This is a genomic window from Pseudoduganella sp. R-34 (assembly GCF_049904655.1).
GTDB lineage: Bacteria > Pseudomonadota > Gammaproteobacteria > Burkholderiales > Burkholderiaceae_D > Rugamonas.
The window spans coordinates 2,047,474-2,068,363 of record NZ_CP184572.1; the positions used below are offsets into that span (position 1 = coordinate 2,047,474).

A 20,890-nucleotide genomic window follows, 5' to 3' on the forward strand; every position below is an offset into this window, starting at 1 on the left:
AAACTAACAATAAAAAACCGCCCGAAGGCGGCTTTTTTGTCACAGTTCGGGTCAGTTATTTTGCCCAGCTATCTTTCAGTGTGACGATGCGGTTGAACACCGGCTTGCCTGGCTGCGACAGCACGCGGTCGGCCACGAAATAGCCGTGGCGCTCGAACTGGAAACGCTGCTCGGCGGTGGCGTCCTTCAGGCCCGGCTCCAGGTAGGCTCTGACGATTTCCAGCGCTTTCGGGTTCAGGAACTCCTTGAAGTCCTTGCCGCCGGCGTCCGGTTTCTCTTCTGTGAACAGGCGGTCGTACAGGCGCACTTCCGCTTCCAGGGCCGCTTCGGCGCTGACCCAGGTGATATTGCCCTTCACCTTGTAGGTGTCGGCGCCCGGGGTGCCGGACTTGGAGTCTTCGAAGTACTTCACGCGCACGGCGGTGACCTTGCCGCTTTCATCCTTGTCGTAGCCTGTGCATTCGGCCACGAAGCCGTACTTCAGGCGCACGCGGGCGCCTGGCTGGTCGCCGACCGGAGGGGTGAAGCGGAAGTAGCCCTTGGTCGGCACTTCCATGAAGTCTTCTTCTTCGATCCACAGTTCGCGGGTGAACGGGAAGGTGCGGTGACCCAGCTCAGGGTGGTGCGGGTGGACCGGCGAGGTGCACTCGACCGACTGGCCTTCCGGGAAGTTCTCGACGATCAGCTTCAGCGGGCGCAGTACGGCGATGGCTCGCGGGGCTTTCGGGTCCAGGTCTTCACGCACGGCGCCTTCCAGCACGCCGAAGTCGATCCAGCCGTCGGACTTGGTCACGCCGGTGCGCTCGCACATCAGCTGGATGCCCTCCGGGGTGAAGCCGCGGCGGCGCATGCCGGCCATGGTCGGCAGGCGCGGGTCGTCCCAGCCGTCCACGATGCCTTCTTCCACCATCTGGCGCAGCTTGCGCTTGGAGGTGACGATGTAGGTCAGGTTCAGGCGTGCGAATTCGTACTGGTGCGGCACCGGCTTCTTGAAAAAGCCACCCTCGGACAGGGTTTCCAGCAGCCAGTCGTAGAACGGGCGGTGATCCTGGAATTCCAGGGTGCAGATCGAGTGCGTGATGTTTTCCAGCGCGTCCGAAATCGGGTGCGTGTAGTCGTACATCGGGTAGATACACCAGTCGTCGCCCGTGCGGTGGTGGTGGGCGTGGCGGATGCGGTAGATCGCCGGGTCGCGCATGTTCATGTTCGGCGAGGACATCGCGTCTTCGCTGATCTTGGCGCGCAGTGCGTGCTCACCGTCCTTGTATTTGCCCGCCTTCATGTCGCGGAACAGTTGCAGGTTTTCTTCCACCGAACGGTTGCGGAACGGGGAATTGGTGCCGGCGACGCCGAAACCGCCGCGGGTATTTTTCATTTCCTCGGCGCTCTGGCTGTCCACGTAAGCCTTGCCGACCTTGATCAGGTATTCGGCCATTTCATACAACTTGTCGAAGTAGTCGGAGGCGTAATACAGGTGTTCGCCGGCGCCTACCGGGCCTTTGTAGTTCCAGTCGAAACCGAGCCAGCGCACGCTGTCGATGATGGAATCGACGTACTCCTGTTCTTCTTTTTCAGGATTGGTGTCGTCGAAACGCAGGTGGCAGCGGCCGCCGAAATCGCGCGCCAGGCCGAAGTTGGTGTAGATGGACTTGGCGTGGCCGACGTGCAGGTAGCCGTTTGGCTCTGGCGGGAAGCGGGTGATGACCGGCGGCAGGCCTTCGCGGGTATGCGCGCCGGAGGCCAGGTCGGCTTCAACGATATTGCGCAGGAAATTGGGCGCTGGGGCGTGGGTTTTGTCGTTGCTCATGTATGTTTTAGTCTTTAAAACCGGTAAACCAGGGTCTGACCCGCAGGGTCAGACCCTGTCAGCTCCACCGCCTGGGGCTTGGATTGAAACCCAACCCCCAGCCGTTGAACAGACAGGGTCAGACCCTTGGGTCTGACCCAGGTTTACCGGTTTTAGGGTGATATTCAGCGTAAACAGGGCATTTTATAGGATAATTCGACATTACGCGTTTAAAAACCGGCCCGGAGTTGCAATATGGAAAATTTATATAATGTGCTCGGTGTCGCGCCCAATGCCTCTGACGAGGAAATCAAGAAGGTCTATCGTTCCCTGGCGATGCGTTTCCACCCGGACCGCAACCAGGAACCGGGCGCCGACGCCCGCTTCAAGGCCATCGTCAAAGCTTATGAAGTGTTGTCCGACCCCGAAAAACGGGAAGAATACAACCAGAGTGTGCACCACCGCATCATCATCGACCCGGAAGCGGAGGCCTACCAACAGTGGCGTTCCATCTTCAGCGTCAACGGCGTGACGATCCCCGCCGCCTGAATCAACAGAAAGACAGCAGCAAATGAGAAAAGTACACCCAGAGTTCGCCTACCAGGCGCGCGAACTGGAAGGGCAGATCGAGGGCATCCTCGGCGATCCGCCTGACCACAAGAATTACAAGAAGATGGTCGAAGCCCTGCGCACCGAATACGTGAACGGCGGCGGCATCGACGATTTGAACATGATGGCTTTCGCCCTGGTGGACGTGATCGAATTCCACGACCCGAAGGCAGCTTTTGCCGACGCCGAGGATTTCGAATACGGCGATCCGGCCCGCGTGTTCGGCGCCGCCACCTGCCCGAAGGCGCAAGGCCTGCTGGAAGCGCTGGAAGAGAACCACCCGGACCTGGCGCGCCAGGCCATCATCACCGCGCTGCTGCACAAGCATCCGCGCATGTGGGACGACGAGGACACTTCGCTCGACCGCCTGGCTGAAGGCGACGAGGGCGATGATGAAGACGATTACGCGGATGATGTCGCAACCGACGACTTCACCGGCATCTTTGACCAGCAGGAGGATTGAGCATGACCGACAAGAATCTGCCAGCCATTCGCAAGCAGGTCACCGAACTCGTTCTGGCGGGCTCCCTGGAGCACGCCGAGCGCGCTTTTGCCGAAGCAGCGGATACCCACGGCGACCTGGCCGTGGTCGAAGTGCTGCAGGAGCTGCCGCCGCACGTGACGGCGCTGCACATGTCCGGCTTCGACGGCGGCAAGATGTCGCTGGCGACCCTGCTGGTGCCGCCGAAGCAGTGGGCCGAAAGCCTGGCCTACATCGCCGCCACCTGGCCGGACGACATGATCGAAGACGATCCAGAGCGTATCGCCGAATCGCTGTTCGCCCACATGCACGGCGTGATCTTCGGCACCGAAGATGAAGAGCGCCGTGCCGAACTGCTGAAAGAAGCGTCGGCTACCGACTGGGGCTGCACCGCGTTCGCGATCCTGTTCTCGCTGGCGCCGAAGGAGGTGCTGGAGGTTGCGGGCGAAGTGATCTCGAAAGGTGCCTACCTGACCGGCCAGACTTCGTCCGACAACGACATCGTTCCCGTTGCCGTCGCCCTGGCGCAAGCCAATGAAGACGGCTGGGACCGTGCGCTGTTCGAATTGTTCCCGGAATTCCGCCACAGCGCCGACCTGGCCGATGCGGAATTCAGCGACGATCCGGACGAAGAGCCCGAGCACCTGCAGCGCTCCACCAAGGAGCTGCTGTACCGCCTGCGCAAGCAAGTGCCGACCACCCGCAGTGGCACCGGCCGCGAACGCGCACGCCGCTCGATCGGTACGGGGATCTTCGGCTGATGCTGCCCGCACTCGTCAAAGAAAGCCTGCCGCGACTGACCCGCGCCATCAAACTGCTGCCAGGCGACGACCGCGAAGATGCGGCCAGCATCCTGGCGGAAGAGTTGAGCGGCATCACAGCCATGGTCGCGGACAAGTTCACCAACAACCGCACTGCGGAAGGCATCCAGAAGGCAGTCAACCTGACGGTTGGCGGCGTGTCGCTCGGCCTGGAGCAGGTGCTGACCGTCGATTCCGACGAGCTGGCGCTGGACTACCTGGTGGAGCAGGGCGCTGAGCTGGCCTTCCAGGCGGGCTTCCGCCAGTTGAAAGACCTGGCTGCGATGCCGGAAGATACGCTGATTGGAGAGTACGACAACGACCCGATGTATGCACAGCGCCGCCTGCGCGACCTGTTCTTCGACATCTGCTTCACCGAGCCCGGCGCCAACTGGGATGGACCATCCAAGTACCAGGCGCAGTTGAAGCAGCGCCAGGAAGTGCAAGCCGTGGTGCGCCTGGCGAACTGGCTGCGCCGCCACAACCTGGAAGGCGCAATCAAGGACCCGGACCTGAACGCGGAAGGCGTGATCGCGCTGGCGATCATCTTCGCGGTGGAAGGTGGTGGCCGCATCGTCGCCCGCACCGGCCAGAAGGAGTTCGAACGCTTCGTGAAGGCTGTGCGCAAGGCCAAGCCAGATTACGAAGCGGGCTGGCAAGCGCTGGTCGCAGCGGTGCCCGAGCAGCATCACCCGGTCCTGCTGCATCGCATCGACCTGTACCGCCGCACCTGCACCGTGCTGCAGAAGCTGCCGGGCCGCTACGCAATGAAGACGCTGTGGACCGAGCTGGAAAACTACGCCGGCTCCGAGCTCGACGCCGACTACGATTGATAAACTGGACCAGCGCCAGACGAGCATGCGTGTCTGACCCTGTGGGTCAGACACCGGTTTACCGGTTCTCCTCCAGCGCCACCCGGACAAACGCCTCCACCAACGCCCCGCCATCCCCCCGCCGCTGCGCCAATTGCAGCGAAGTGACCGCCCCCGCATCATCCAGCGGCCGGAACACCACTCCCTCCAGATGCATCGACTGGAACGGCGAAGGCAGCACCGACACCCCAATCCCCGCCGCAACCAGCCCGATAATGGTTGCCGCCTCGCCCGCTTCCATGGCCACCTGCGGCACGAAGCCCGCCGACCGGCACATGCCCAGAATGGCGTGATTGATGCCCACGCCAGACTCCTTCGGATACATTACCCACGGCAGCTCCGCCAGGTCAGCCACCTTGATCATGCGCTTGCGCGCCAATGGCGAATCGCTCGCAAGCACCAGCAACAGCGCATCGCGGCGCAGCGTCGTCAGCTCCAGGTGCTCCGGCAAAGCCACCTCCGGCGGCCGCACGAAACCAAGATCTATCTTGCGAGCCTCCAGGGCATCGATTTGATGCAGCGTCGTCATCTCATGCAAGGTAAGCGCCACGTCCGGATAAAGCTGGCGATAGCGGCGGATCGCGCGCGCAAACAGCGGCGTGAAAGGCGTGGAAAACGTAAAGCCCACACGCAGTTCGCCAGCCTCGCCACGCTGCGCCCGGCGCGCCCGCTTGGCCGCGCGCTCGGATTGCGCCAGGATGGCCCGCGCATCTTCAAGAAACAGCTTGCCGGCTTCGGTAAGGCGCACCCAGCGCTTGCTGCGATCGAAGAGGCGCGCCCCCACTTCCGCTTCCAGCGCCTGGATTTGTTGTGATAGGGGCGGCTGGCCGATATGCAGCCGCTCAGCCGCGCGAGTGAAGCTCAGTTCCTCGGCCACAGCCACGAAATAGCGCAGATGACGCAATTCCATAATATGTTGAAGCGATTAATAACGCCTTAAATATATATTGGACGGTAATACAGGGCAATCCTAAGATGAATTCACGATGAAAGCCCTCAGCCACCCCACCAATCGCGCCATGTTCTTTGGCGGCTTTTCCTGCTTCGCGCTGTTGTACTGCGTGCAACCCTTGATGCCGCTGCTATCCAGCGAATTTGCGCTGACGCCCGCGCAGAGCAGCCTGTCCTTGTCGCTGGCCACGGCGGCGATGGCAGTCTCGCTGCTCGCGTCGAGCGCCATTTCCGACCGCTTCGGCCGCAAGCCCCTGATGGTGGGAGCGCTCGCGATCTCCGCGATCATGACTTTGCTGTGCGCTCTGGCCGATGGATACGGCCAACTGCTTGTCGCGCGGGTTTTGCTCGGTGTGGCGCTGGGCGGCATGCCAGCCGTCGCCATGGCATACCTGGCAGAGGAGATCGAACCCGAATCCTTGGGGCTATCGATGGGTCTTTACATCAGCGGCAGTGCGTTCGGCGGGATGGTCGGGCGCATGGTGACATCGATACTGAGCGACTTTTTCTCCTGGCGCGTGGCGCTGGTGGCGATGGGCGCGGCCGGAGTATTGGCTGCAGTCGAATTCTGGCGCAGTCTGCCGGAGTCGCGCCGTTTCCACCCGTCGCCCGGAGGCTGGCGCGCGCTGCCAGAGAATGCGCTCCGCCACCTGCGCGATGACGGCCTGCCTTGGCTGTTCACCCTGGCCTTCCTGTTAATGGGTTGTATGGTCAGCGCCTACAACTACATCAGTTACCGCCTGCTGGCCGTGCCGTTCGAGCTGCGTCAAAGTGTGGTGGGTGGAGTTTCGTTTCTGTACCTGCTGGGGATTTTCAGTTCGGTCTGGGCAGGCAAGCTGGCGGACCGTTACGGCCGCAAGGGCGTGCTGTACCTGGTTCTCAGCTTAATGCTGACAGGCATTGTGTTGACCTTGTCGAGCTGCTTGCCGCTGGTAATCGCCGGGCTGGCCCTGTTCACCTTCGCTTTCTTTGCAGCGCATTCCATGACAAGCAGCTGGGTCGGCCGACGTGCTCGCGGGGCGGCATTGGCATCCGCGCTATACCTGTTCTTCTACTACCTCGGCTCCAGCGTGATTGGCTGGGCTGCAGGAATACTGTGGGGAAAGGCAGGATGGGCGGGCGTGGTGCTGTTGCTTGCAAGCTGCCTCGTCGCAGCTGTCGCGATCGCAATCCACCTGCGCCGGTTGACGCCAATCGCGCCAATGTTGAGCCAGATCAAAGCTGAGGCAGGGTGATTGAACCGCCGAGCGCGAACGGTCTCCAAGTCCCACCGGCACGCTGGGTGCCGTTTTGAGCGAGGAGATCATCATGATGCACGATCGAGAAATCCGTATCAGGCTCAGCAACATCCAAATGGCTGTCAGCCAGGCCGCGCAAGCCCTGTCGGCCGAGCGCCACCTGACCGGCGAGCTGCGCGATACGATCCAGAAGCTGGACCGCCGCTCCGACGACATCAGCGAAATGCTGGTGAGTGAAGACTACGCCAACGTACCCAAGTTGGTAGACGACATGGAAATGCTCGGCGCCCGGGCCCGGCGCGTCTGCGCCAGCGAGCGCATGCAAGTGACGCCCGAGATGAAAGCCGCAGTCAACTTCATGCATCGCGAACTATTCGACTTCAAGCAGCACCTGCACTAAAGGCGTACCAGCCGAGCCCGTGTCACACCATGGGGTCACACCCCAGGTGTGACACAGGCTCTTCCGCACTGCGGTTGGGCTCGTGTCACTCTCGGGGTGTGACCCCAAGGTGTGACACGGGCTCGGCCGTAACGCGTTACAGGATGCCTTTGGCGCGCAGGGAGGCGATGTCGGCCTCGCTGCGGCCGAGGACTTCGCGCAGCACTTCGTCGGTGTGCTGGCCAAGCAGGGGCGGGGCCATGTCGGTTTCTGCGGGACTGGCGCTCAGGCGCATTGGGTTGCGCACCAGTTTCACTTTGCCGGCGGTCGGGTGGGCTGTTTCAATCATCATGCCGCGCGCTTGCACTTGCGGGTTCTTGAATACGTCGTGCAGGTCGTTGATTGGGCCGCATGGCACGCCTACCGCTTCCAGCTGTTCGATCCACCAGTCGCGCGGTTGCGACTTCACCATGTCAGCCAGGATCGGCACCAGCTCGTCGCGGTTCTTCACGCGCAGTGGATTGGTGGCGTAGCGTTCGTGTGTGGCCAGGTCGGGGCGGCCGCCCACTTCCACGAATTTCTGATACTGGCCGTCGTTGCCGGTGGCGACGATGATGTAGCCGTCGGCGCAGGCGAAGGTCTGGTACGGCACGATGTTGGCGTGGGCGTTGCCCCAGCGCTTGGGCGCTTTGCCGCTATTCAGGTAGTTGGAGCCCATATTGGCCAACATCGCGACCTGCACGTCCAGCAGCGCCATGTCGATATATTGACCTTCGCCGGTCCGGTCGCGGTGGGTCAGGGCGGCCAAAATTGCGATGGTGGAGTACATGCCGGTCATCAGGTCGGTCAGGGCCACGCCGGCTTTCTGCGGGCCGCCGCCCGGCAGGTCGTCGCGCTCGCCGGTGACGGACATCAAACCGCCCATGCCCTGGATCAGGAAGTCGTAGCCGGCGCGGTGTGCGTAGGGGCCGTCCTGGCCAAAGCCGGTTACGGAGCAGTAGACCAGGTCCGGCTTGACGGCCTTCAGCGATTCATAATCCAGGCCATATTTTTTCAGCTGGCCGACCTTGTAGTTTTCCAGCACCACGTCGGCGTGCCTGGCCAGTTCGCGGATCAGGGCCTGGCCCTCCGGCTTGGAGATGTCGCAGGTGACCGAGCGCTTGCCGCGGTTGGCGGACAGGTAGTAGGCGGCTTCGGTGGTGTCGGCGCCGGAGGCGTCCTTGGCGTAGGGAGGACCCCAGGCGCGGGTGTCGTCGCCGCTGCCCGGCCGCTCGATCTTGATCACGTCCGCGCCCAGGTCGGCGAGGTTCTGCGAGCACCAGGGGCCGGCCAGCACGCGGCTTAAATCCAGTACGCGAATGTGTCCAAGGGCCTTCGGGGTCATGTTGTCTTCTTCCTACTGTTTTCAGGGAGCGTTAGCTTAACGCATCCAACCGTGTTAGTGTCTTAATCCTATGTGGCCCTACCCAAAAATCGTTGCGCATCGCGGAGGCGGCACGCTGGCTCCGGAAAACACCATCGCCGGCTTGCGTGCCGGCCTGGCTTATGGTTTCCGCGCGGTGGAATTCGACGTCATGCTGTCATCCGATGGCATTGGCGTGGTGATGCATGATCCGCACTTTGGCCGCACGATCTATGGCGATGGCTATGTGCCGAACTTTTCGGCAGCCGAATTGGCGAAGATGGATGCCGGGCGATGGTTCGGCCCTGAGTTCCGCGGTGAGCCAGTGCCTTTGTTCCTGGAGTGGGTCGACTACTGCAAAGAGCATAAGATCTGGATGAATATCGAGATCAAGCCGGCTGAAGGCCATGATGAGGCGACCGGCCGTTGGGTGGCGCAGACTGCGCGTGCCCGTTTCGCTGCCGAGGTGGCGGCCGGCGATCCGGCGTCAATGCCTTTGCTCTCGTCCTTCAGCATGCCGGCCTTGGCGGCGGCGCGCGATGCTGCGCCCGAACTACCGCGGGCTTGTCTGTTTGATAAAATTCCCCCCAATTGGCTGGAAACGGCGCGCGACCTTGGCGCGGTGGCGATCCATACCAACCACAAATACCTGACACCGGACCAGGCAAGAGCGGTGAAGGCAGCAGGCCTGGGCCTGTTTTGCTATACCGTCAATACGCCGGAACGAGCGCGGGAAATCCTCGCGCTCGGCGTAGACGCCTTCTGCACCGACCGCATCGACTTGATCGGGCCGGACTTCGCTTGATAAATGGGGACGCACCCCATCTAGAGGAAATTTCCCTCTAAATGGGATACGTCCCCATTTATCAGGCGAACTGTTCACGTATAATCAACCCTTTGCACCAGCCTGCAACCTACCTTTTACGACATGAAATCTGCTGAAATTCGCGAAAAGTTCCTGAAATTCTTCGAATCCAAGGGCCATACGATTGTCCGTTCCAGCCCGCTGGTGCCAGGCAACGACCCGACCCTGCTGTTGACCAACTCCGGCATGGTGCAGTTCAAGGATGTGTTCCTGGGCCAGGATGTGCGCCCGTATTCCCGTGCCACCACCGTGCAGCGCTGCGTGCGCGCCGGCGGCAAGCATAACGACCTGGAAAACGTCGGCTACACCGCGCGTCACCACACCTTCTTCGAAATGCTGGGCAATTTCAGCTTCGGCGACTATTTCAAGCGCGATGCCATCCAATACGCGTGGGAGCTGCTGACCAAGGTCTATGGCCTGCCGCCTGAGAAGCTGACCGTCACCGTCTACATCGAGGACGACGAAGCCTACGATATCTGGGCCAACGAAATCGGCGTGCCGAAAGAGCGCATCATCCGCATCGGCGACAACAAGGGTTCGCGTTACGCGTCGGACAACTTCTGGCAGATGGCCGACACCGGCCCATGCGGTCCTTGCACCGAGATCTTCTACGACCACGGCGCCGACATCTGGGGCGGTCCTCCGGGCTCGGACCAGGAAGACGGCGACCGCTTCATCGAAATCTGGAACCTGGTGTTCATGCAGTTCAACCGCGACGAAGCGGGCGTGATGCACAAGCTGCCGAAGCCTTGCGTGGATACCGGCATGGGCATGGAGCGCCTGGCTGCCGTCCTGCAGCACGTGCACTCGAACTATGAGATCGATTCCTTCCAGGCCCTGATCAAGGCTGCCGCCCGCGAAACCGGCGCGACCGACCTGGAAAACAAATCGCTGCGCGTGATCGCCGACCACATCCGCGCTGCCGCTTTCATGATCGTCGACGGCATCATCCCTGGCCCTGAAGGCCACGGCTATGTCCTGCGCCGCATCATCCGCCGCGCACTGCGTCACGGCCACAAACTGGGCCAGACCAAAGCCTTCTTCTACAAGCTGGTGGCAGACCTGAACACCGAAATGGGCGTTGCCTATCCTGAGCTGGCGGAAGCCAAGGACCGCGTGGCCCAGGTGCTGAAGGCGGAAGAGGAGCGTTTCGGCGAGACCCTGGAAAACGGCATGAAGATCCTGGAAGCCCAACTGGCCAAGGATCCGAAGAACCTGGATGGTGCTACCGCCTTCACCCTGTACGACACCTACGGCTTCCCACTGGACCTGACCGCCGACATTTGCCGCGAACGCGAAGTGACGCTGGACGAAGCAGGCTTCAACGTCGCCATGGAAGCACAGAAGCAGAAGGCGCGCGAAGGCGGCAAGTTCAAGAAGATGGCTGCCAACGTTGAATACTCCGGCGAGAAGAACAAGTTCGTCGGCTATGACCAGCTGCTGCATGACTCGAAAGTGATCGCCCTGTACGCCAACGGCGCGCCGGTGCAGGAACTGAAGACCGGCGAGCAGGGCATCGTCGTGCTGGATACCACCCCGTTCTACGCCGAATCCGGCGGCCAGGTGGGCGACCAGGGCCTGATCACCGGCGCCACCGGTCGCTTCGACGTGGAAGACACGCTGAAGATCCAGGCGGATGTGTTCGGCCACCACGGCGTGGTGGCACAGGGTTCGCTGAAAGTGGGCGACGCTGTCGGCGCTGCTGTGGACCAGCATTCGCGCGGCCGCACCATCCGTAACCACTCGGCGACCCACCTGATGCACAAGGCCCTGCGCGAAGTGCTGGGCTCCCACGTGGCGCAGAAAGGCTCGCTGGTTGATCCGGACAAGGCGCGTTTCGACTTCTCCCACACCCAGCCGATGACCGCCGAGGAAATCGCCAAGGTGGAAGCCATCGTCAACGCCGAGATCCTGGCCAATGCTGCGACCCAGTCGCACCACATGTCCTTCGACGACGCCGTGAAGCATGGCGCCATGGCGCTGTTCGGCGAGAAGTACGGCGACGAAGTGCGCGTGATGGACATCGGTTCCTCGAAAGAGCTGTGCGGCGGCGTGCACGTGCACCGCACCGGCGATATCGGCCTGTTCAAGATCGTATCGGAAGGCGGCGTTGCTGCCGGTATCCGCCGCGTGGAAGCCGTGACCGGCGAAGGCGCCTTGGCGCTGGTGCAGGGCATGGCTCGCAAGCTGAACGAAGCTGCTGCCGCGCTTAAGTCGAACCCGGAAGAACTGACTTCCAAGATCGCCGCCGTGCAAGACCAGGTGAAGTCGCTGGAAAAAGAACTGGCTGCGTTGAAGTCCAAGCTGGCTTCCGGCCAGGGCGACGAACTGGTCAACAAGGCGGTCGACGTCAAGGGCCTGAAGGTGCTGGCTGCAACCATGGAAGGCGCCGACGTGACCGCGCTGCGCGAAACCATGGACAAGCTGAAAGACAAGCTGAAGTCCGCTGCCATCGTGCTGGCTTCCGTCAATGACGGCAAGGTCAGCCTGATCGCCGGCGTGACGGCGGACTCGATCGGCAAGGTCAAGGCCGGCGAGCTGGTCAACTTCGTTGCACAACAAGTGGGCGGCAAGGGCGGTGGACGTCCTGACATGGCGCAAGCCGGCGGCACCAATCCGGATGCACTGCCAGGTGCTCTCGGTGGCGTTGCAGCATGGGTGGAGTCGCGTATCTAAAAGCTGCCAGGGGCCCGCGCTTCCTAGTGCGGGCCTTTCCGACATTGCAAGGTCGTTGTGATTTTGCAACGCAACATTAACTATTTTGGTGCAGTGCGTCAGACGCACAAAATTGGAGTAGTATGTCGGAACCAGTTGTACAGAAGCGAGATATTGATGAGCGAAACTCTTACTCTCGAGTCCGAGACCATGGAATTTCATAAGGACCTCGACGCCCGCGGCCTGAATTGCCCGCTGCCTATTCTGAAAGCCAAGAAAGCCTTGGCGGAATTGGAAAGCGGCCAGGTGTTGCGTATCGTGGCTACCGATCCAGGGTCAGTGCGTGACTTCCAGGCCTTTGCCAAGCAGACTGGCAATGCACTCTTGTCCTACGTCCAGCAGGGCACTGAATTTACGTTTTTGATGCGCCGCAAGTAAAAACTGCGGTATGCTACCGGTTGCTGATTTTCGGCGCCGGATTGTACTTAAAAAACGCACGACCGTGCTTTTATTCGATAAGTGATATCGAATTCCAATATAATCTAGCCCACTAATTTTACTTATCTCTTTTTCAAAGGCACACCTATGAAAGTCCTGGTACCTGTCAAGCGCGTCGTCGACTTCAACGTGAAAGTGCGCGTCAAATCCGACGGCACTGGCGTAGATATCGCCAACGTCAAAATGTCGATGAACCCGTTCGACGAGATTGCACTGGAAGAAGCGACCCGCCTGAAAGAAGCTGGCAAAGTAACCGAGGTGGTTGCCGTGTCCGCCGGCGTGGCGCAGTGCCAGGAAACCCTGCGCACCGGCATGGCGATCGGCGCCGACCGCGGCATCCTGATCGAAACCGGCGTTGAACTGGAGCCGCTGGCAGTGGCCAAGCTGCTGAAGGCCGTTGCCGACAAAGAGCAACCGCAACTGATCATCCTGGGCAAGCAGGCTATCGACGACGACTCCAACCAGGTTGGCCAGATGCTGGCAGCGCTGCTGGGCTGGCCGCAAGCGACCTTCGCTTCGAAGGTTGAGCTGGGCGACGGCAAAGTCACCGTGACCCGCGAAGTGGACGGCGGCCTGGAAACCCTGGCGCTGCAACTGCCAGCCATCGTGACCACCGACCTGCGCCTGAACGAGCCGCGCTATGTGACCCTGCCTAACATCATGAAGGCGAAGAAGAAGCCGCTGGATACCGTCAAGCCGGAAGACCTGGGCGTCGACGTGACCCCGCGCCTGAAAACCCTGAAAGTGGCCGAGCCTGCCAAGCGTTCCGCTGGTATCAAAGTGCCTGACGTAGCGACCCTGGTGTCCAAGCTGCGCACCGAAGCTAAAGTCATCTAATTATTTGCTAAAACCGGAACTGCAGGTGTCTGACCCATTGGGTCAGACACCGGTCTGCCGGTTTTCACTCAAGGAAAAAATATCATGGTCGCACTCGTAATCGCAGAACACGACAACGCATCCCTGAAGGGCAGCACCCTCCACACCGTTACCGCCGCCGCCAAATGCGCAGGCGAAGTGCACGTGCTGGTCGCTGGCTCGAACGCCGGCGCCGCTGCTGCCGCCGCTGCCAGGATCGCCGGCGTCACCAAAGTGCTGCACGCAGACGCAGCTTACTTCGCTGACGGCCTGGCCGAAAACGTCTCCGAGCAGATCCTGGCGATCGCTGGTGGCTACACCCACATCCTGGCTCCGGCAACCGCTTACGGCAAGAACATCCTGCCGCGCGTTGCCGCCAAGCTGGACGTGGCTCAGATCTCCGAAATCACCAAGGTTGACGCGCCTGATACCTTCGAGCGCCCAATCTACGCCGGTAATGCGATCGCCTACGTGCAATCGTCGGACAAGGTCAAGGTGATCACCGTACGTAGCACCGGCTTCGACGCTGCCGCTGCCGAAGGCGGTTCCGCTGCTGTGGAAACCGTGGCTGCAGCAGCTGATTTCGGCAAGTCCGCTTTCGTTGGCCGCGAAGTGGCCAAGTCGGACCGTCCGGAACTGACCGCTGCCAAGATCATCGTTTCCGGTGGCCGCGGCATGGGCTCCGCTGACGCCTTCAAGATCCTGGAACCACTGGCCGACAAGCTGAACGCCGCCATGGGCGCATCGCGCGCTGCGGTGGACGCAGGTTTCGTGCCGAACGACTGGCAGGTTGGCCAGACCGGCAAGATCGTTGCTCCTTCCCTCTACATCGCCGTCGGTATCTCCGGCGCGATCCAGCACCTGGCTGGCATGAAGGACTCCAAGGTCATCGTGGCTGTGAACAAAGACCCTGAAGCTCCAATCTTCTCCGTTGCCGACTACGGCATCGTGGGCGACCTGTTCGAGGTTGTGCCTCAACTGGTCAAGGAACTGGGTTAAACCGGTAAAGCAGTGTCAGACCCTCAGGGTCTGACACTGGGTCGCGACGGCCGCCTGATCGGGGTCTGACCCTTGGGTCAGACCCCGTTTTTCAGGTTTCTGGAGATTTTTGGAGACATCAATGAGCTATCAAGCCCCAATGAAAGACATGCTGTTCGTGATGAACGAACTGGCAAACCTGGCTGGCGTGTCCGCGCTGCCAGGCTGTGAAGATGCAAACGCGGAAACCGCGGAAGCCGTGCTGGAAGAAAACGCGAAGTTCGTGAGCGGCGTGATCGCCCCGCTGAACCACGCGGCTGACAAGGAACCAAGCTCCTGGGCCGACGGCAAGGTAACCACCTCGAAAGGCTTCAAGGAAGCCTTCAAGCAGTTCGCGGAGGCCGGCTGGCAAGGCCTGCAGCACCCGACGGAATTCGGCGGCCAGGGCCTGCCGAAGCTGATCGGCACCCCGTGCGTGGAAATGCTGCACGGCTCGAACCTGTCGTTCGCGCTGGTGGCGCTGCTGTCCGACGGCGCGATCGAAGCGCTGCTGACCGCCGGTTCCGACGAGCAGAAGGCGACCTACCTGGAGCCGCTGGTGACCGGCAAGTGGACCGGCACCATGAACCTGACCGAGCCGCAGGCCGGCTCCGACCTGGCTGCCGTGCGCACCCGCGCCGTGCCGCAGGGCGACGGCACCTACAAAGTATTCGGCACCAAGATCTTCATCACCTACGGTGAGCACGACATGGCCGAGAACATCATTCACCTGGTGCTGGCGCGTACTCCTGATGCGCCTCCGGGCGTGAAGGGCATCTCGCTGTTCATCGTGCCGAAGTTCATGGTCAACGCCGACGGTTCGCTGGGCGAGCGCAACGACGCGCACTGCGTGTCGATCGAGCACAAGCTGGGCATCAAGGCTTCCCCGACCGCCGTGCTGCAATTCGGCGACAATGGCGGCGCCGTTGGCTACCTGGTGGGCGAAGAGAACCGCGGCCTGGAATACATGTTCATCATGATGAACGCGGCCCGCTTCGGCGTCGGCATGCAGGGCGTGGGCCTGGCGGAACGCGCTTACCAGCAGGCTGTGACTTTCGCCAAGGACCGCGTGCAATCCCGCGACCTGAACGGCTCTCCAGCCGGCGTGGCGATCATCAACCATCCGGACGTGCGCCGCATGCTGATGTCGATGCGCGCCCAGACCGAAGCGGCGCGTGCGCTGGCTTACGTGGCTGCCGGCATTCACGACGTGGCTCATCACCACGCCGATGCGGAAGTCCGCGCTGCGAACCAGGCTGTCTACGAATACCTGGTGCCGATCGTGAAGGGTTGGTCGACCGAGATGTCCGAGAACGTGACCCGCGACGGCGTGCAGGTGCACGGTGGCATGGGCTTCATCGAAGAAACCGGCGCGGCGCAGCACTACCGCGACGCCAAGATCCTGACCATCTATGAAGGCACCACCGCGATCCAGGCCAATGACCTGATCGGCCGCAAGACCGTGCGCGATGGCGGCGCTTTGGCCAAGTCGATCATTGCCCAGGTGCGTGCGACTGCCGAAGAACTGGCTGGCGTGAACAGTCCTGACTTCGCGGCGATCCGCAAGCACCTGGTGCAGGGCGCCGACGACCTGGAAGCAGTGGTGGACTTCGTCGTCAACCACGCCAAGTCGGATATCAAGGGCGTGTTCTCCGGCTCCGTGATGTACCTGAAGCTGGCCGGTATCGTGTTCGGCGGCTGGCAGATGGGCCGTGCTGCGCTGATCGCGCAGTCCAAGCTGTCGGCAGGGGAGGGCGATGCTTCGTTCTTCCACGCCAAGATCGTGACCGCGCGTTTCTTCGCGGACCACATCCTGTCCGGTTCCACCGGCATGCGCACCGCCATTGTTGATGGCAGCGCCGGTGTGCTGGGCCTGGACGTCGAGCAGTTCTAAGCCAGAACCATGGTGTCTGACCCAATGGGTCAGACACCGCTTTGCCGGTTCTGCAGTTCATGCGCAAGGAGCCACTCCTTGCGCGCCAATCCCCCTCCGTATCCCGTCAGCGAACCATCCTTGCCGATAATCCGGTGGCAGGGAATGATGATCGCAATCCGGTTCGCCCCATTCGCTCCAGCTACCGCCCGCACCGAGTTGGGTGCACCCAGGCGCGCTGCCAGGTCGGCATAATGCGTCACTTCCCCGAACTTCATTGCGCGCAAGGCATCCCAGACGCCGCGCTGGAAATCGCTGCCCGGTGCGTCCAGCGCCACGCTGAACTGCTGACGTTTGCCTTCGAAGTATTCCGCGATCTGGGTCTCGGCTTCTCGCGTGTGTGCGTTTTCTCCGGCCAGGATGCGCGCCTTGAACAGGCGCTGCAAATCGCGGAACTCGGTTTCCAGCATGCGTCGGTCGGTGAATTCCAGTAAGCACACGCCGTTCTCGCTGGCGCAGACAAACATTGGCCCAAGCGGCGTCGCAAAGCGGTGCAGCACTAGTTGCTGTGCGCCCTGGCTGGGCGCATTGCCGGTCATCTTCTTGTAGGTATAGGCGAAGCCGCTGAGCGATTCGTAACCGCTGTCGAGCGCTACTTCGGTGGCGCTGCGACCCTCCTTCAGTTCCGTCATGGCCAGGTTGATGCGCAACATGCGCTGGTAGGCCTGGAAGCTGAAACCGTGGTGTTTCTTGAACCAGCGCCGCACCAGTTCCGGGCTGATGCCCAGTTCGCGCAGTTCGGCATCCTGGATGCGCCGCTTGGGATGTTCCCGCACCAGCGCGACTGCGCGGGCGACTTGCGGCGGCACGTCGGGTGCATTTTCGGTCGGGCGGCACACCTTGCAGGGGCGGAAGCCAAGCGCCAGCGGCTCCTTGATGTCGGAGAAAAAGTCGACATTTTCCGCCTTCGGTTTGCGCGCGCGGCAGGTCGGCAGGCAGAAGATGCCGGTGGTCTTGACCGCTGCATAAAAAGCGCCGACATGCTCGGGCGAGCGCGCGACCAGGGCCTGGTAGCAGCGCTGGATGTCGGCGGGATCAGTGAATTTCATCGGCGAACAGGGGCGAGAAGGATTGCTGGTGGCGGGTCGACTCAAGCATGGCCTGCAGTTGCCGCGTCATGGCGCCGTGCACGAAGTTGCCCATGCTGAAACGGGCGGCAGCATACGCGCGGCCACGGGCAACGGTTTCCTCAAGCGCCGCGGCGCGCCAGGCAAAGAAAAATAGAGGCATGAAATGGATTCCGGTTGCAGTGATGGCTGGAGCTTAGCGAGGCTCCAGCTTTGGCGACAACCGAAAAACAGACGACTATTTTTATGCCGGGCGTTACAGTCCTTTCTTTGCCAGTTCGGCGATTTCGTAATCGCCGTCATCGACCAGGCGCTCCCCTCCAGGCGTCAAACCCAATCCCAGGGTGCGCCCCAGCGACAGCAACTGGCTCTGTCCTGCGGCCTTGCGCACCGGCTCCAGCATGTAGACCGGATCGGCAAACGCTTCCGCCGGCGTGATGATCTTCCAGCCCATTTCCTTGAACTGTGCCAGCACGTCGTCCAGCCACAGCGCGTTGAGCAGGTTGTGGTGCAGCAGCAGGACTTGCGAAATATCGCGCCCCTGCAGTTGCTGCGACAGCTCGCGGTAAGCCAGCGCGCGTTGCCTGACGTGGGTCAGGTAAGCGGTCCGGATAGCGCTGATGTCGGCATTTGGATCCTTCTTCAGTACTTGCTCCAGCTTTTCGTTAAGGCGCCAATCGCTGGTGTCCAGGCTCACGCGAGCGTTGCGGTAACCATGGTCGCGCAGGAAGGTGCGCATGCCGTCGATCTTTTCAGGCGTGTTCCCCTCGCGCAGGTAAGTGAAGCGCAGCCATTTCTGGTAGCCGGGCTGGGTGCTGATCAAGCGGTCGCATTCCATCACCTGGCGCTGGTACTCGGCCAGTGGGATTCTTTCCAGGTCCGGATGGGTCACGGTGTGATTGCCGATGGCATGGCCCGCCTTGCTCCAGGCTTGCAGCAGCGGCAGGCCTTGCGGCGTGTTGGCGCCGAAGCCGGAGGTGACGAACAGCGCGGCCTGCACGCGGTGCTTGGCCAGCGCATCCAGAATGGCCTGGTTGCGTTCCGGGGCCGACATGCGGGGCGTGCTGCCTGCGTTCGGACCATCATCGATCGTGATGGCTACCGATTGCGCTTGCGCTGCGCTGGCAGCGGCCAGTGCAGCGGCGGCGAGAAGGCGGCGCATCATGCGGCACCCAATGCGTCAATGACGGCCTGGTAGACGCGTACGGGTTCCTCAGAGATGCGGTTCAATACGTACAGGAAGTACTCCTTTCCAAAAACTGCGTATTCACGCGTCGGAAATCCGGCGTCGCGCAGGTGGGCGATGTTCTGCTCGCCCAAGCCTATCAGGGATTCGAATTCATAGGGGCCTGCGGCGATGCCTTCTGCGCGGATCATCGCCGTCAGCTCATCCTGGATCGCCCGGTCATGCGTGGCAATCGAACATTTGTGGCCGCTGCGCAGCAACAGTGCGGCATAGCGGCGATAGGCCAATGCCAGTTCGGGACTATTGCGGGGATAAGCAATTTCCACCGGTTCGAACATCGCGCCTTTGACCAGGCGGATGCGGCCGGGATGGCGCAGCAGCGCGGGGAGATCGTTGGCGGTGCGATGCAGCTTGGCCGGTACCGTGATGCCGACGTTCGACAGGCCATCCTTTTCGTGCAGGCGGCCGTAGATCTCGTAAATGCCGGACGTGCGGTCCGAGGCCTCCATCGAGATCATCACTTCCTGCCCGATTTCACTGGCGGCGCGCGCGATGCGGCGCGCGTTCTGGTAGCCCAGTTCGGGATCGACCAGCGAGCCGACGTGGGACAAGTCGAAGGAGATCGAGCAATCAAGACGCTGCTCGCCGATGGCCTGGACCAGCTGCAAGAAGACGCCAGTCTCCGCATTGGCGAAGGCTTCGTTACGCACGCTCTCGCCCATGTATTCGGCGGAAGCGCGGTGCCCGTTCTGGTTGATCATGGCAGCGCGCACGATCGCGTCCGACACGGTGCTGCCGGCAACGTAGCGCTGCGACACGCGGTCCATGTAAGGGCGCAGCAGCGGGTCTTCGAGGAATCGGGCCTTGGCATCTTCATTGACGGCCAGTTCGCGCAAGGCGCTGGCCGCCCGGTCGACCAGGGGTTGCCACTGGGGCGGGAAATGCGGCGTGGTATTGTCTGTCACGGTGTCTCCTTGCGCGTTTGGACGTTGTATATTAGCTAAAATTTCAATATGGAGCCGGCCATGGATGCTTCAACCCTCATGCTGTTCGTGCCTGCCTGTTTTGCGCTGAACATGGCGCCGGGGCCGAACAACCTGCTATCGGTCAGCAATGCCACGCGCTATGGCTTTCGGCGCTCCTGCCTGGCTGGTGCCGGGCGACTGGTGGCATTTGCGGGAATGATCGCCTTGGCATCGGCAGGGCTGGCAGCGGTGCTGCATACTTCGGAGCTGCTGTTCTACGGGATCAAGACCGTCGGCGCGATCTACTTGTTATACCTGGCCTGGCAATTGTGGCGCGCGCAGCCGGGCGTGCAGGTGGACAACGCTGCGTCGGCGCCAGGCTGGTGGCAATTGGCGCGGCAGGAGTTTTTTGTCGCATCGGGCAATCCGAAAGCGATCCTGATCTTCACGGCGTTCTTGCCGCAGTTCGTCGATCCCGCCGGGCCGGTAGGCGCACAGTTCTTTGTGCTCGGGGTGTTGTTCCTGCTGCTGGAAGTGGTGGCGCTGGCAGCTTACGCCTGGATGGGCGCACGCCTGCAGAGGTGGTTTGCGCAACCGCGCGGGAAGAGGGTATTCAACCGGATTTGCGCCGGCCTGCTGGCCGGCGCGGGGATGGGCTTACTGCTGTCGCGAAGGACTTAGATGCGGTTCAGGCCGCCGTGCTCGCGCTTGACGTGGTCGCCGTTACGCAGGTTTGGATCGTTCTTCAGGACGACGGTGCCGACCTTGCCGGTTTCGTAGCGGACAGTCACGTGCCATTCCTTGACCTTGTTCATCTTGCCTTCGATCTTCTTGCCAGCGTAAGCGCCGCCTGCAGCGCCAGCAACGGTGGCCAGGGTCTTGCCGGTGCCGCCGCCAACCTGGTGGCCCAGCAGGCCGCCAGCAATACCGCCGGCAACGATGCCGGCTGCGCTGCCTTCGCCGTCTTTTTCGATCATTTTCACTGCGGTCACAGTGCCGCATTCAGCGCAAACAGCGCGCTTTGGCTGTGCGTAAGCGCCAGTCACCGTTACGGCCAGGATGGCTGGCAAGAGGAATTTAATTACTTTCATATGGGTTCTCCAAAAGCGTTGTGGTGTTGGTGAGTATAGGCCATTAGTTTCCTTCTGGAATGCTAATTTGTGACAAGGCGTTGCAGAGGCTAGTTTGAAGGAGCGGCTATAATTGCGGATTGTTAATGCTTTTCATTGATTTCCACCATGATTGGCCAATCATCCGCGCGAATCGCAATTCTTGTGCCTTGTTACAATCGGGCGCTTTTCATGGGATGGCGCACCTTGATGACCATCTTG

General features: G+C 61.6%; 21 protein-coding genes. 13 read left to right on the forward strand and 8 right to left on the reverse strand.

Features of this window, described 5'->3' with window-relative positions:
* Positions 1 to 55: 55 nt before the first annotated feature.
* Entirely contained in the window at positions 56 to 1,807 is a 1,752-nt protein-coding gene (locus ACN9MW_RS09395; RefSeq protein WP_426170183.1) for a glutamine--tRNA ligase/YqeY domain fusion protein, read from the reverse strand.
* 234 nt (positions 1,808 to 2,041) lie between these two features.
* Here ACN9MW_RS09395 and ACN9MW_RS09400 point away from each other — a divergent pair, with 234 nt between their 5' ends.
* The 4 genes from ACN9MW_RS09400 to ACN9MW_RS09415 are packed head-to-tail and all read left to right on the forward strand — an operon-like array spanning position 2,042 to position 4,509.
* A complete protein-coding gene (locus ACN9MW_RS09400; protein ID WP_426170185.1) occupies positions 2,042 to 2,335 on the forward strand; it encodes a DnaJ domain-containing protein in 294 nt (97 codons plus the stop codon).
* Positions 2,336 to 2,357: 22 nt separating this feature from the next.
* A complete protein-coding gene (locus tag ACN9MW_RS09405) occupies positions 2,358 to 2,858 on the forward strand; it encodes a hypothetical protein (protein ID WP_426170186.1) in 501 nt (166 codons plus the stop codon).
* A gap of 2 nt (positions 2,859 to 2,860) precedes the next feature.
* Entirely contained in the window at positions 2,861 to 3,637 is a 777-nt protein-coding gene (locus ACN9MW_RS09410; protein ID WP_426170189.1) for a hypothetical protein, read from the forward strand.
* Complete coding sequence (locus ACN9MW_RS09415; RefSeq protein WP_426170191.1) at positions 3,637 to 4,509, forward strand: hypothetical protein; 873 nt, start codon at positions 3,637 to 3,639, stop codon at positions 4,507 to 4,509. The genes ACN9MW_RS09410 and ACN9MW_RS09415 overlap by 1 nt, the downstream gene beginning before the upstream one ends.
* 58 nt (positions 4,510 to 4,567) lie before the next feature.
* Here ACN9MW_RS09415 and ACN9MW_RS09420 read toward each other — a convergent pair whose 3' ends face one another.
* Positions 4,568 to 5,458 carry a LysR family transcriptional regulator gene (locus ACN9MW_RS09420; RefSeq protein ID WP_426170194.1) on the reverse strand — a complete coding sequence of 297 codons (891 nt, stop codon included), beginning with the start codon at positions 5,456 to 5,458 and terminating at the stop codon, positions 4,568 to 4,570.
* Positions 5,459 to 5,534: 76 nt separating this feature from the next.
* On the opposite strand from ACN9MW_RS09420, the gene ACN9MW_RS09425 reads away from it, so the two are divergent.
* A complete protein-coding gene (locus ACN9MW_RS09425) occupies positions 5,535 to 6,734 on the forward strand; it encodes an MFS transporter (RefSeq protein WP_426170196.1) in 1,200 nt (399 codons plus the stop codon).
* Between the two features lie 73 nt (positions 6,735 to 6,807).
* Positions 6,808 to 7,137 carry a hypothetical protein gene (locus ACN9MW_RS09430; protein ID WP_130315077.1) on the forward strand — a complete coding sequence of 110 codons (330 nt, stop codon included), beginning with the start codon at positions 6,808 to 6,810 and terminating at the stop codon, positions 7,135 to 7,137.
* A gap of 136 nt (positions 7,138 to 7,273) precedes the next feature.
* Here ACN9MW_RS09430 and ACN9MW_RS09435 read toward each other — a convergent pair whose 3' ends face one another.
* Positions 7,274 to 8,500 carry a CaiB/BaiF CoA transferase family protein gene (locus ACN9MW_RS09435; RefSeq protein WP_426170199.1) on the reverse strand — a complete coding sequence of 409 codons (1,227 nt, stop codon included), beginning with the start codon at positions 8,498 to 8,500 and terminating at the stop codon, positions 7,274 to 7,276.
* Positions 8,501 to 8,570: 70 nt separating this feature from the next.
* Here ACN9MW_RS09435 and ugpQ point away from each other — a divergent pair, with 70 nt between their 5' ends.
* The 6 genes from ugpQ to ACN9MW_RS09465 all read left to right on the forward strand — a co-directional run bounded on the left by ugpQ (position 8,571) and on the right by ACN9MW_RS09465 (position 16,302).
* A complete protein-coding gene (ugpQ, locus tag ACN9MW_RS09440) occupies positions 8,571 to 9,323 on the forward strand; it encodes a glycerophosphodiester phosphodiesterase (RefSeq protein WP_426170202.1) in 753 nt (250 codons plus the stop codon).
* Positions 9,324 to 9,446: 123 nt separating this feature from the next.
* Positions 9,447 to 12,059 (forward strand): alanine--tRNA ligase, encoded by a 2,613-nt coding sequence (gene alaS / locus ACN9MW_RS09445; protein WP_426170204.1) that lies wholly within the window; start codon positions 9,447 to 9,449, stop codon positions 12,057 to 12,059.
* A 189-nt stretch (positions 12,060 to 12,248) separates the two neighbouring features.
* Positions 12,249 to 12,476 (forward strand): sulfurtransferase TusA family protein, encoded by a 228-nt coding sequence (locus ACN9MW_RS09450; RefSeq protein ID WP_426172164.1) that lies wholly within the window; start codon positions 12,249 to 12,251, stop codon positions 12,474 to 12,476.
* Between the two features lie 147 nt (positions 12,477 to 12,623).
* Positions 12,624 to 13,373 carry an electron transfer flavoprotein subunit beta/FixA family protein gene (locus ACN9MW_RS09455; protein ID WP_426170206.1) on the forward strand — a complete coding sequence of 250 codons (750 nt, stop codon included), beginning with the start codon at positions 12,624 to 12,626 and terminating at the stop codon, positions 13,371 to 13,373.
* Between the two features lie 84 nt (positions 13,374 to 13,457).
* Positions 13,458 to 14,390 carry an electron transfer flavoprotein subunit alpha/FixB family protein gene (locus ACN9MW_RS09460; RefSeq protein ID WP_426170209.1) on the forward strand — a complete coding sequence of 311 codons (933 nt, stop codon included), beginning with the start codon at positions 13,458 to 13,460 and terminating at the stop codon, positions 14,388 to 14,390.
* Positions 14,391 to 14,511: 121 nt separating this feature from the next.
* Entirely contained in the window at positions 14,512 to 16,302 is a 1,791-nt protein-coding gene (locus ACN9MW_RS09465) for an acyl-CoA dehydrogenase (protein WP_426170211.1), read from the forward strand.
* A 29-nt stretch (positions 16,303 to 16,331) separates the two neighbouring features.
* Here the strand turns inward: ACN9MW_RS09465 and ACN9MW_RS09470 are convergent, their stop codons facing one another.
* The 4 genes from ACN9MW_RS09470 to ACN9MW_RS09485 all read right to left on the reverse strand — a co-directional run bounded on the left by ACN9MW_RS09470 (position 16,332) and on the right by ACN9MW_RS09485 (position 19,559).
* Positions 16,332 to 17,390 carry a bifunctional transcriptional activator/DNA repair enzyme AdaA gene (locus tag ACN9MW_RS09470; RefSeq protein WP_426170214.1) on the reverse strand — a complete coding sequence of 353 codons (1,059 nt, stop codon included), beginning with the start codon at positions 17,388 to 17,390 and terminating at the stop codon, positions 16,332 to 16,334.
* Positions 17,377 to 17,571 carry a hypothetical protein gene (locus tag ACN9MW_RS09475; protein WP_426170216.1) on the reverse strand — a complete coding sequence of 65 codons (195 nt, stop codon included), beginning with the start codon at positions 17,569 to 17,571 and terminating at the stop codon, positions 17,377 to 17,379. The genes ACN9MW_RS09470 and ACN9MW_RS09475 overlap by 14 nt, the downstream gene beginning before the upstream one ends.
* A gap of 93 nt (positions 17,572 to 17,664) precedes the next feature.
* Positions 17,665 to 18,573, reverse strand: a complete 909-nt coding sequence (locus ACN9MW_RS09480; RefSeq protein ID WP_426170219.1) for a polysaccharide deacetylase family protein — start codon at positions 18,571 to 18,573, stop codon at positions 17,665 to 17,667.
* Positions 18,570 to 19,559 carry a proline dehydrogenase family protein gene (locus tag ACN9MW_RS09485; protein ID WP_426170222.1) on the reverse strand — a complete coding sequence of 330 codons (990 nt, stop codon included), beginning with the start codon at positions 19,557 to 19,559 and terminating at the stop codon, positions 18,570 to 18,572. The genes ACN9MW_RS09480 and ACN9MW_RS09485 overlap by 4 nt, the downstream gene beginning before the upstream one ends.
* A 60-nt stretch (positions 19,560 to 19,619) precedes the next feature.
* On the opposite strand from ACN9MW_RS09485, the gene ACN9MW_RS09490 reads away from it, so the two are divergent.
* Positions 19,620 to 20,240, forward strand: a complete 621-nt coding sequence (locus ACN9MW_RS09490) for a LysE family translocator (protein ID WP_426170224.1) — start codon at positions 19,620 to 19,622, stop codon at positions 20,238 to 20,240.
* Here the strand turns inward: ACN9MW_RS09490 and ACN9MW_RS09495 are convergent.
* Positions 20,237 to 20,650, reverse strand: a complete 414-nt coding sequence (locus tag ACN9MW_RS09495; RefSeq protein ID WP_426170227.1) for a glycine zipper 2TM domain-containing protein — start codon at positions 20,648 to 20,650, stop codon at positions 20,237 to 20,239. The genes ACN9MW_RS09490 and ACN9MW_RS09495 overlap by 4 nt on opposite strands.
* Between the last annotated feature and the right edge of the window lie 240 nt (positions 20,651 to 20,890).

What these genes read in the sequence shown, in the direction of transcription:
- ACN9MW_RS09405 (WP_426170186.1), top strand. Translation starts at nt 2,358, where the DNA reads ATGAGAAAAGTACACCCAGAGTTCGCCTACCAGGCGCGCGAACTGGAA.
- alaS (WP_426170204.1), top strand. Translation starts at nt 9,447, where the DNA reads ATGAAATCTGCTGAAATTCGCGAAAAGTTCCTGAAATTCTTCGAATCC.
- ugpQ (WP_426170202.1), top strand. Translation starts at nt 8,571, where the DNA reads ATGTGGCCCTACCCAAAAATCGTTGCGCATCGCGGAGGCGGCACGCTG.
- ACN9MW_RS09425 (WP_426170196.1), top strand. Translation starts at nt 5,535, where the DNA reads ATGAAAGCCCTCAGCCACCCCACCAATCGCGCCATGTTCTTTGGCGGC.
- ACN9MW_RS09395 (WP_426170183.1), bottom strand. Translation starts at nt 1,807, where the DNA reads ATGAGCAACGACAAAACCCACGCCCCAGCGCCCAATTTCCTGCGCAAT.
- ACN9MW_RS09465 (WP_426170211.1), top strand. Translation starts at nt 14,512, where the DNA reads ATGAGCTATCAAGCCCCAATGAAAGACATGCTGTTCGTGATGAACGAA.
- ACN9MW_RS09490 (WP_426170224.1), top strand. Translation starts at nt 19,620, where the DNA reads ATGGATGCTTCAACCCTCATGCTGTTCGTGCCTGCCTGTTTTGCGCTG.
- ACN9MW_RS09495 (WP_426170227.1), bottom strand. Translation starts at nt 20,650, where the DNA reads ATGAAAGTAATTAAATTCCTCTTGCCAGCCATCCTGGCCGTAACGGTG.
- ACN9MW_RS09475 (WP_426170216.1), bottom strand. Translation starts at nt 17,571, where the DNA reads ATGCCTCTATTTTTCTTTGCCTGGCGCGCCGCGGCGCTTGAGGAAACC.
- ACN9MW_RS09455 (WP_426170206.1), top strand. Translation starts at nt 12,624, where the DNA reads ATGAAAGTCCTGGTACCTGTCAAGCGCGTCGTCGACTTCAACGTGAAA.
- ACN9MW_RS09450 (WP_426172164.1), top strand. Translation starts at nt 12,249, where the DNA reads ATGGAATTTCATAAGGACCTCGACGCCCGCGGCCTGAATTGCCCGCTG.
- ACN9MW_RS09480 (WP_426170219.1), bottom strand. Translation starts at nt 18,573, where the DNA reads ATGATGCGCCGCCTTCTCGCCGCCGCTGCACTGGCCGCTGCCAGCGCA.
- ACN9MW_RS09470 (WP_426170214.1), bottom strand. Translation starts at nt 17,390, where the DNA reads ATGAAATTCACTGATCCCGCCGACATCCAGCGCTGCTACCAGGCCCTG.
- ACN9MW_RS09460 (WP_426170209.1), top strand. Translation starts at nt 13,458, where the DNA reads ATGGTCGCACTCGTAATCGCAGAACACGACAACGCATCCCTGAAGGGC.
- ACN9MW_RS09415 (WP_426170191.1), top strand. Translation starts at nt 3,637, where the DNA reads ATGCTGCCCGCACTCGTCAAAGAAAGCCTGCCGCGACTGACCCGCGCC.
- ACN9MW_RS09410 (WP_426170189.1), top strand. Translation starts at nt 2,861, where the DNA reads ATGACCGACAAGAATCTGCCAGCCATTCGCAAGCAGGTCACCGAACTC.
- ACN9MW_RS09435 (WP_426170199.1), bottom strand. Translation starts at nt 8,500, where the DNA reads ATGACCCCGAAGGCCCTTGGACACATTCGCGTACTGGATTTAAGCCGC.
- ACN9MW_RS09400 (WP_426170185.1), top strand. Translation starts at nt 2,042, where the DNA reads ATGGAAAATTTATATAATGTGCTCGGTGTCGCGCCCAATGCCTCTGAC.
- ACN9MW_RS09420 (WP_426170194.1), bottom strand. Translation starts at nt 5,458, where the DNA reads ATGGAATTGCGTCATCTGCGCTATTTCGTGGCTGTGGCCGAGGAACTG.
- ACN9MW_RS09430 (WP_130315077.1), top strand. Translation starts at nt 6,808, where the DNA reads ATGATGCACGATCGAGAAATCCGTATCAGGCTCAGCAACATCCAAATG.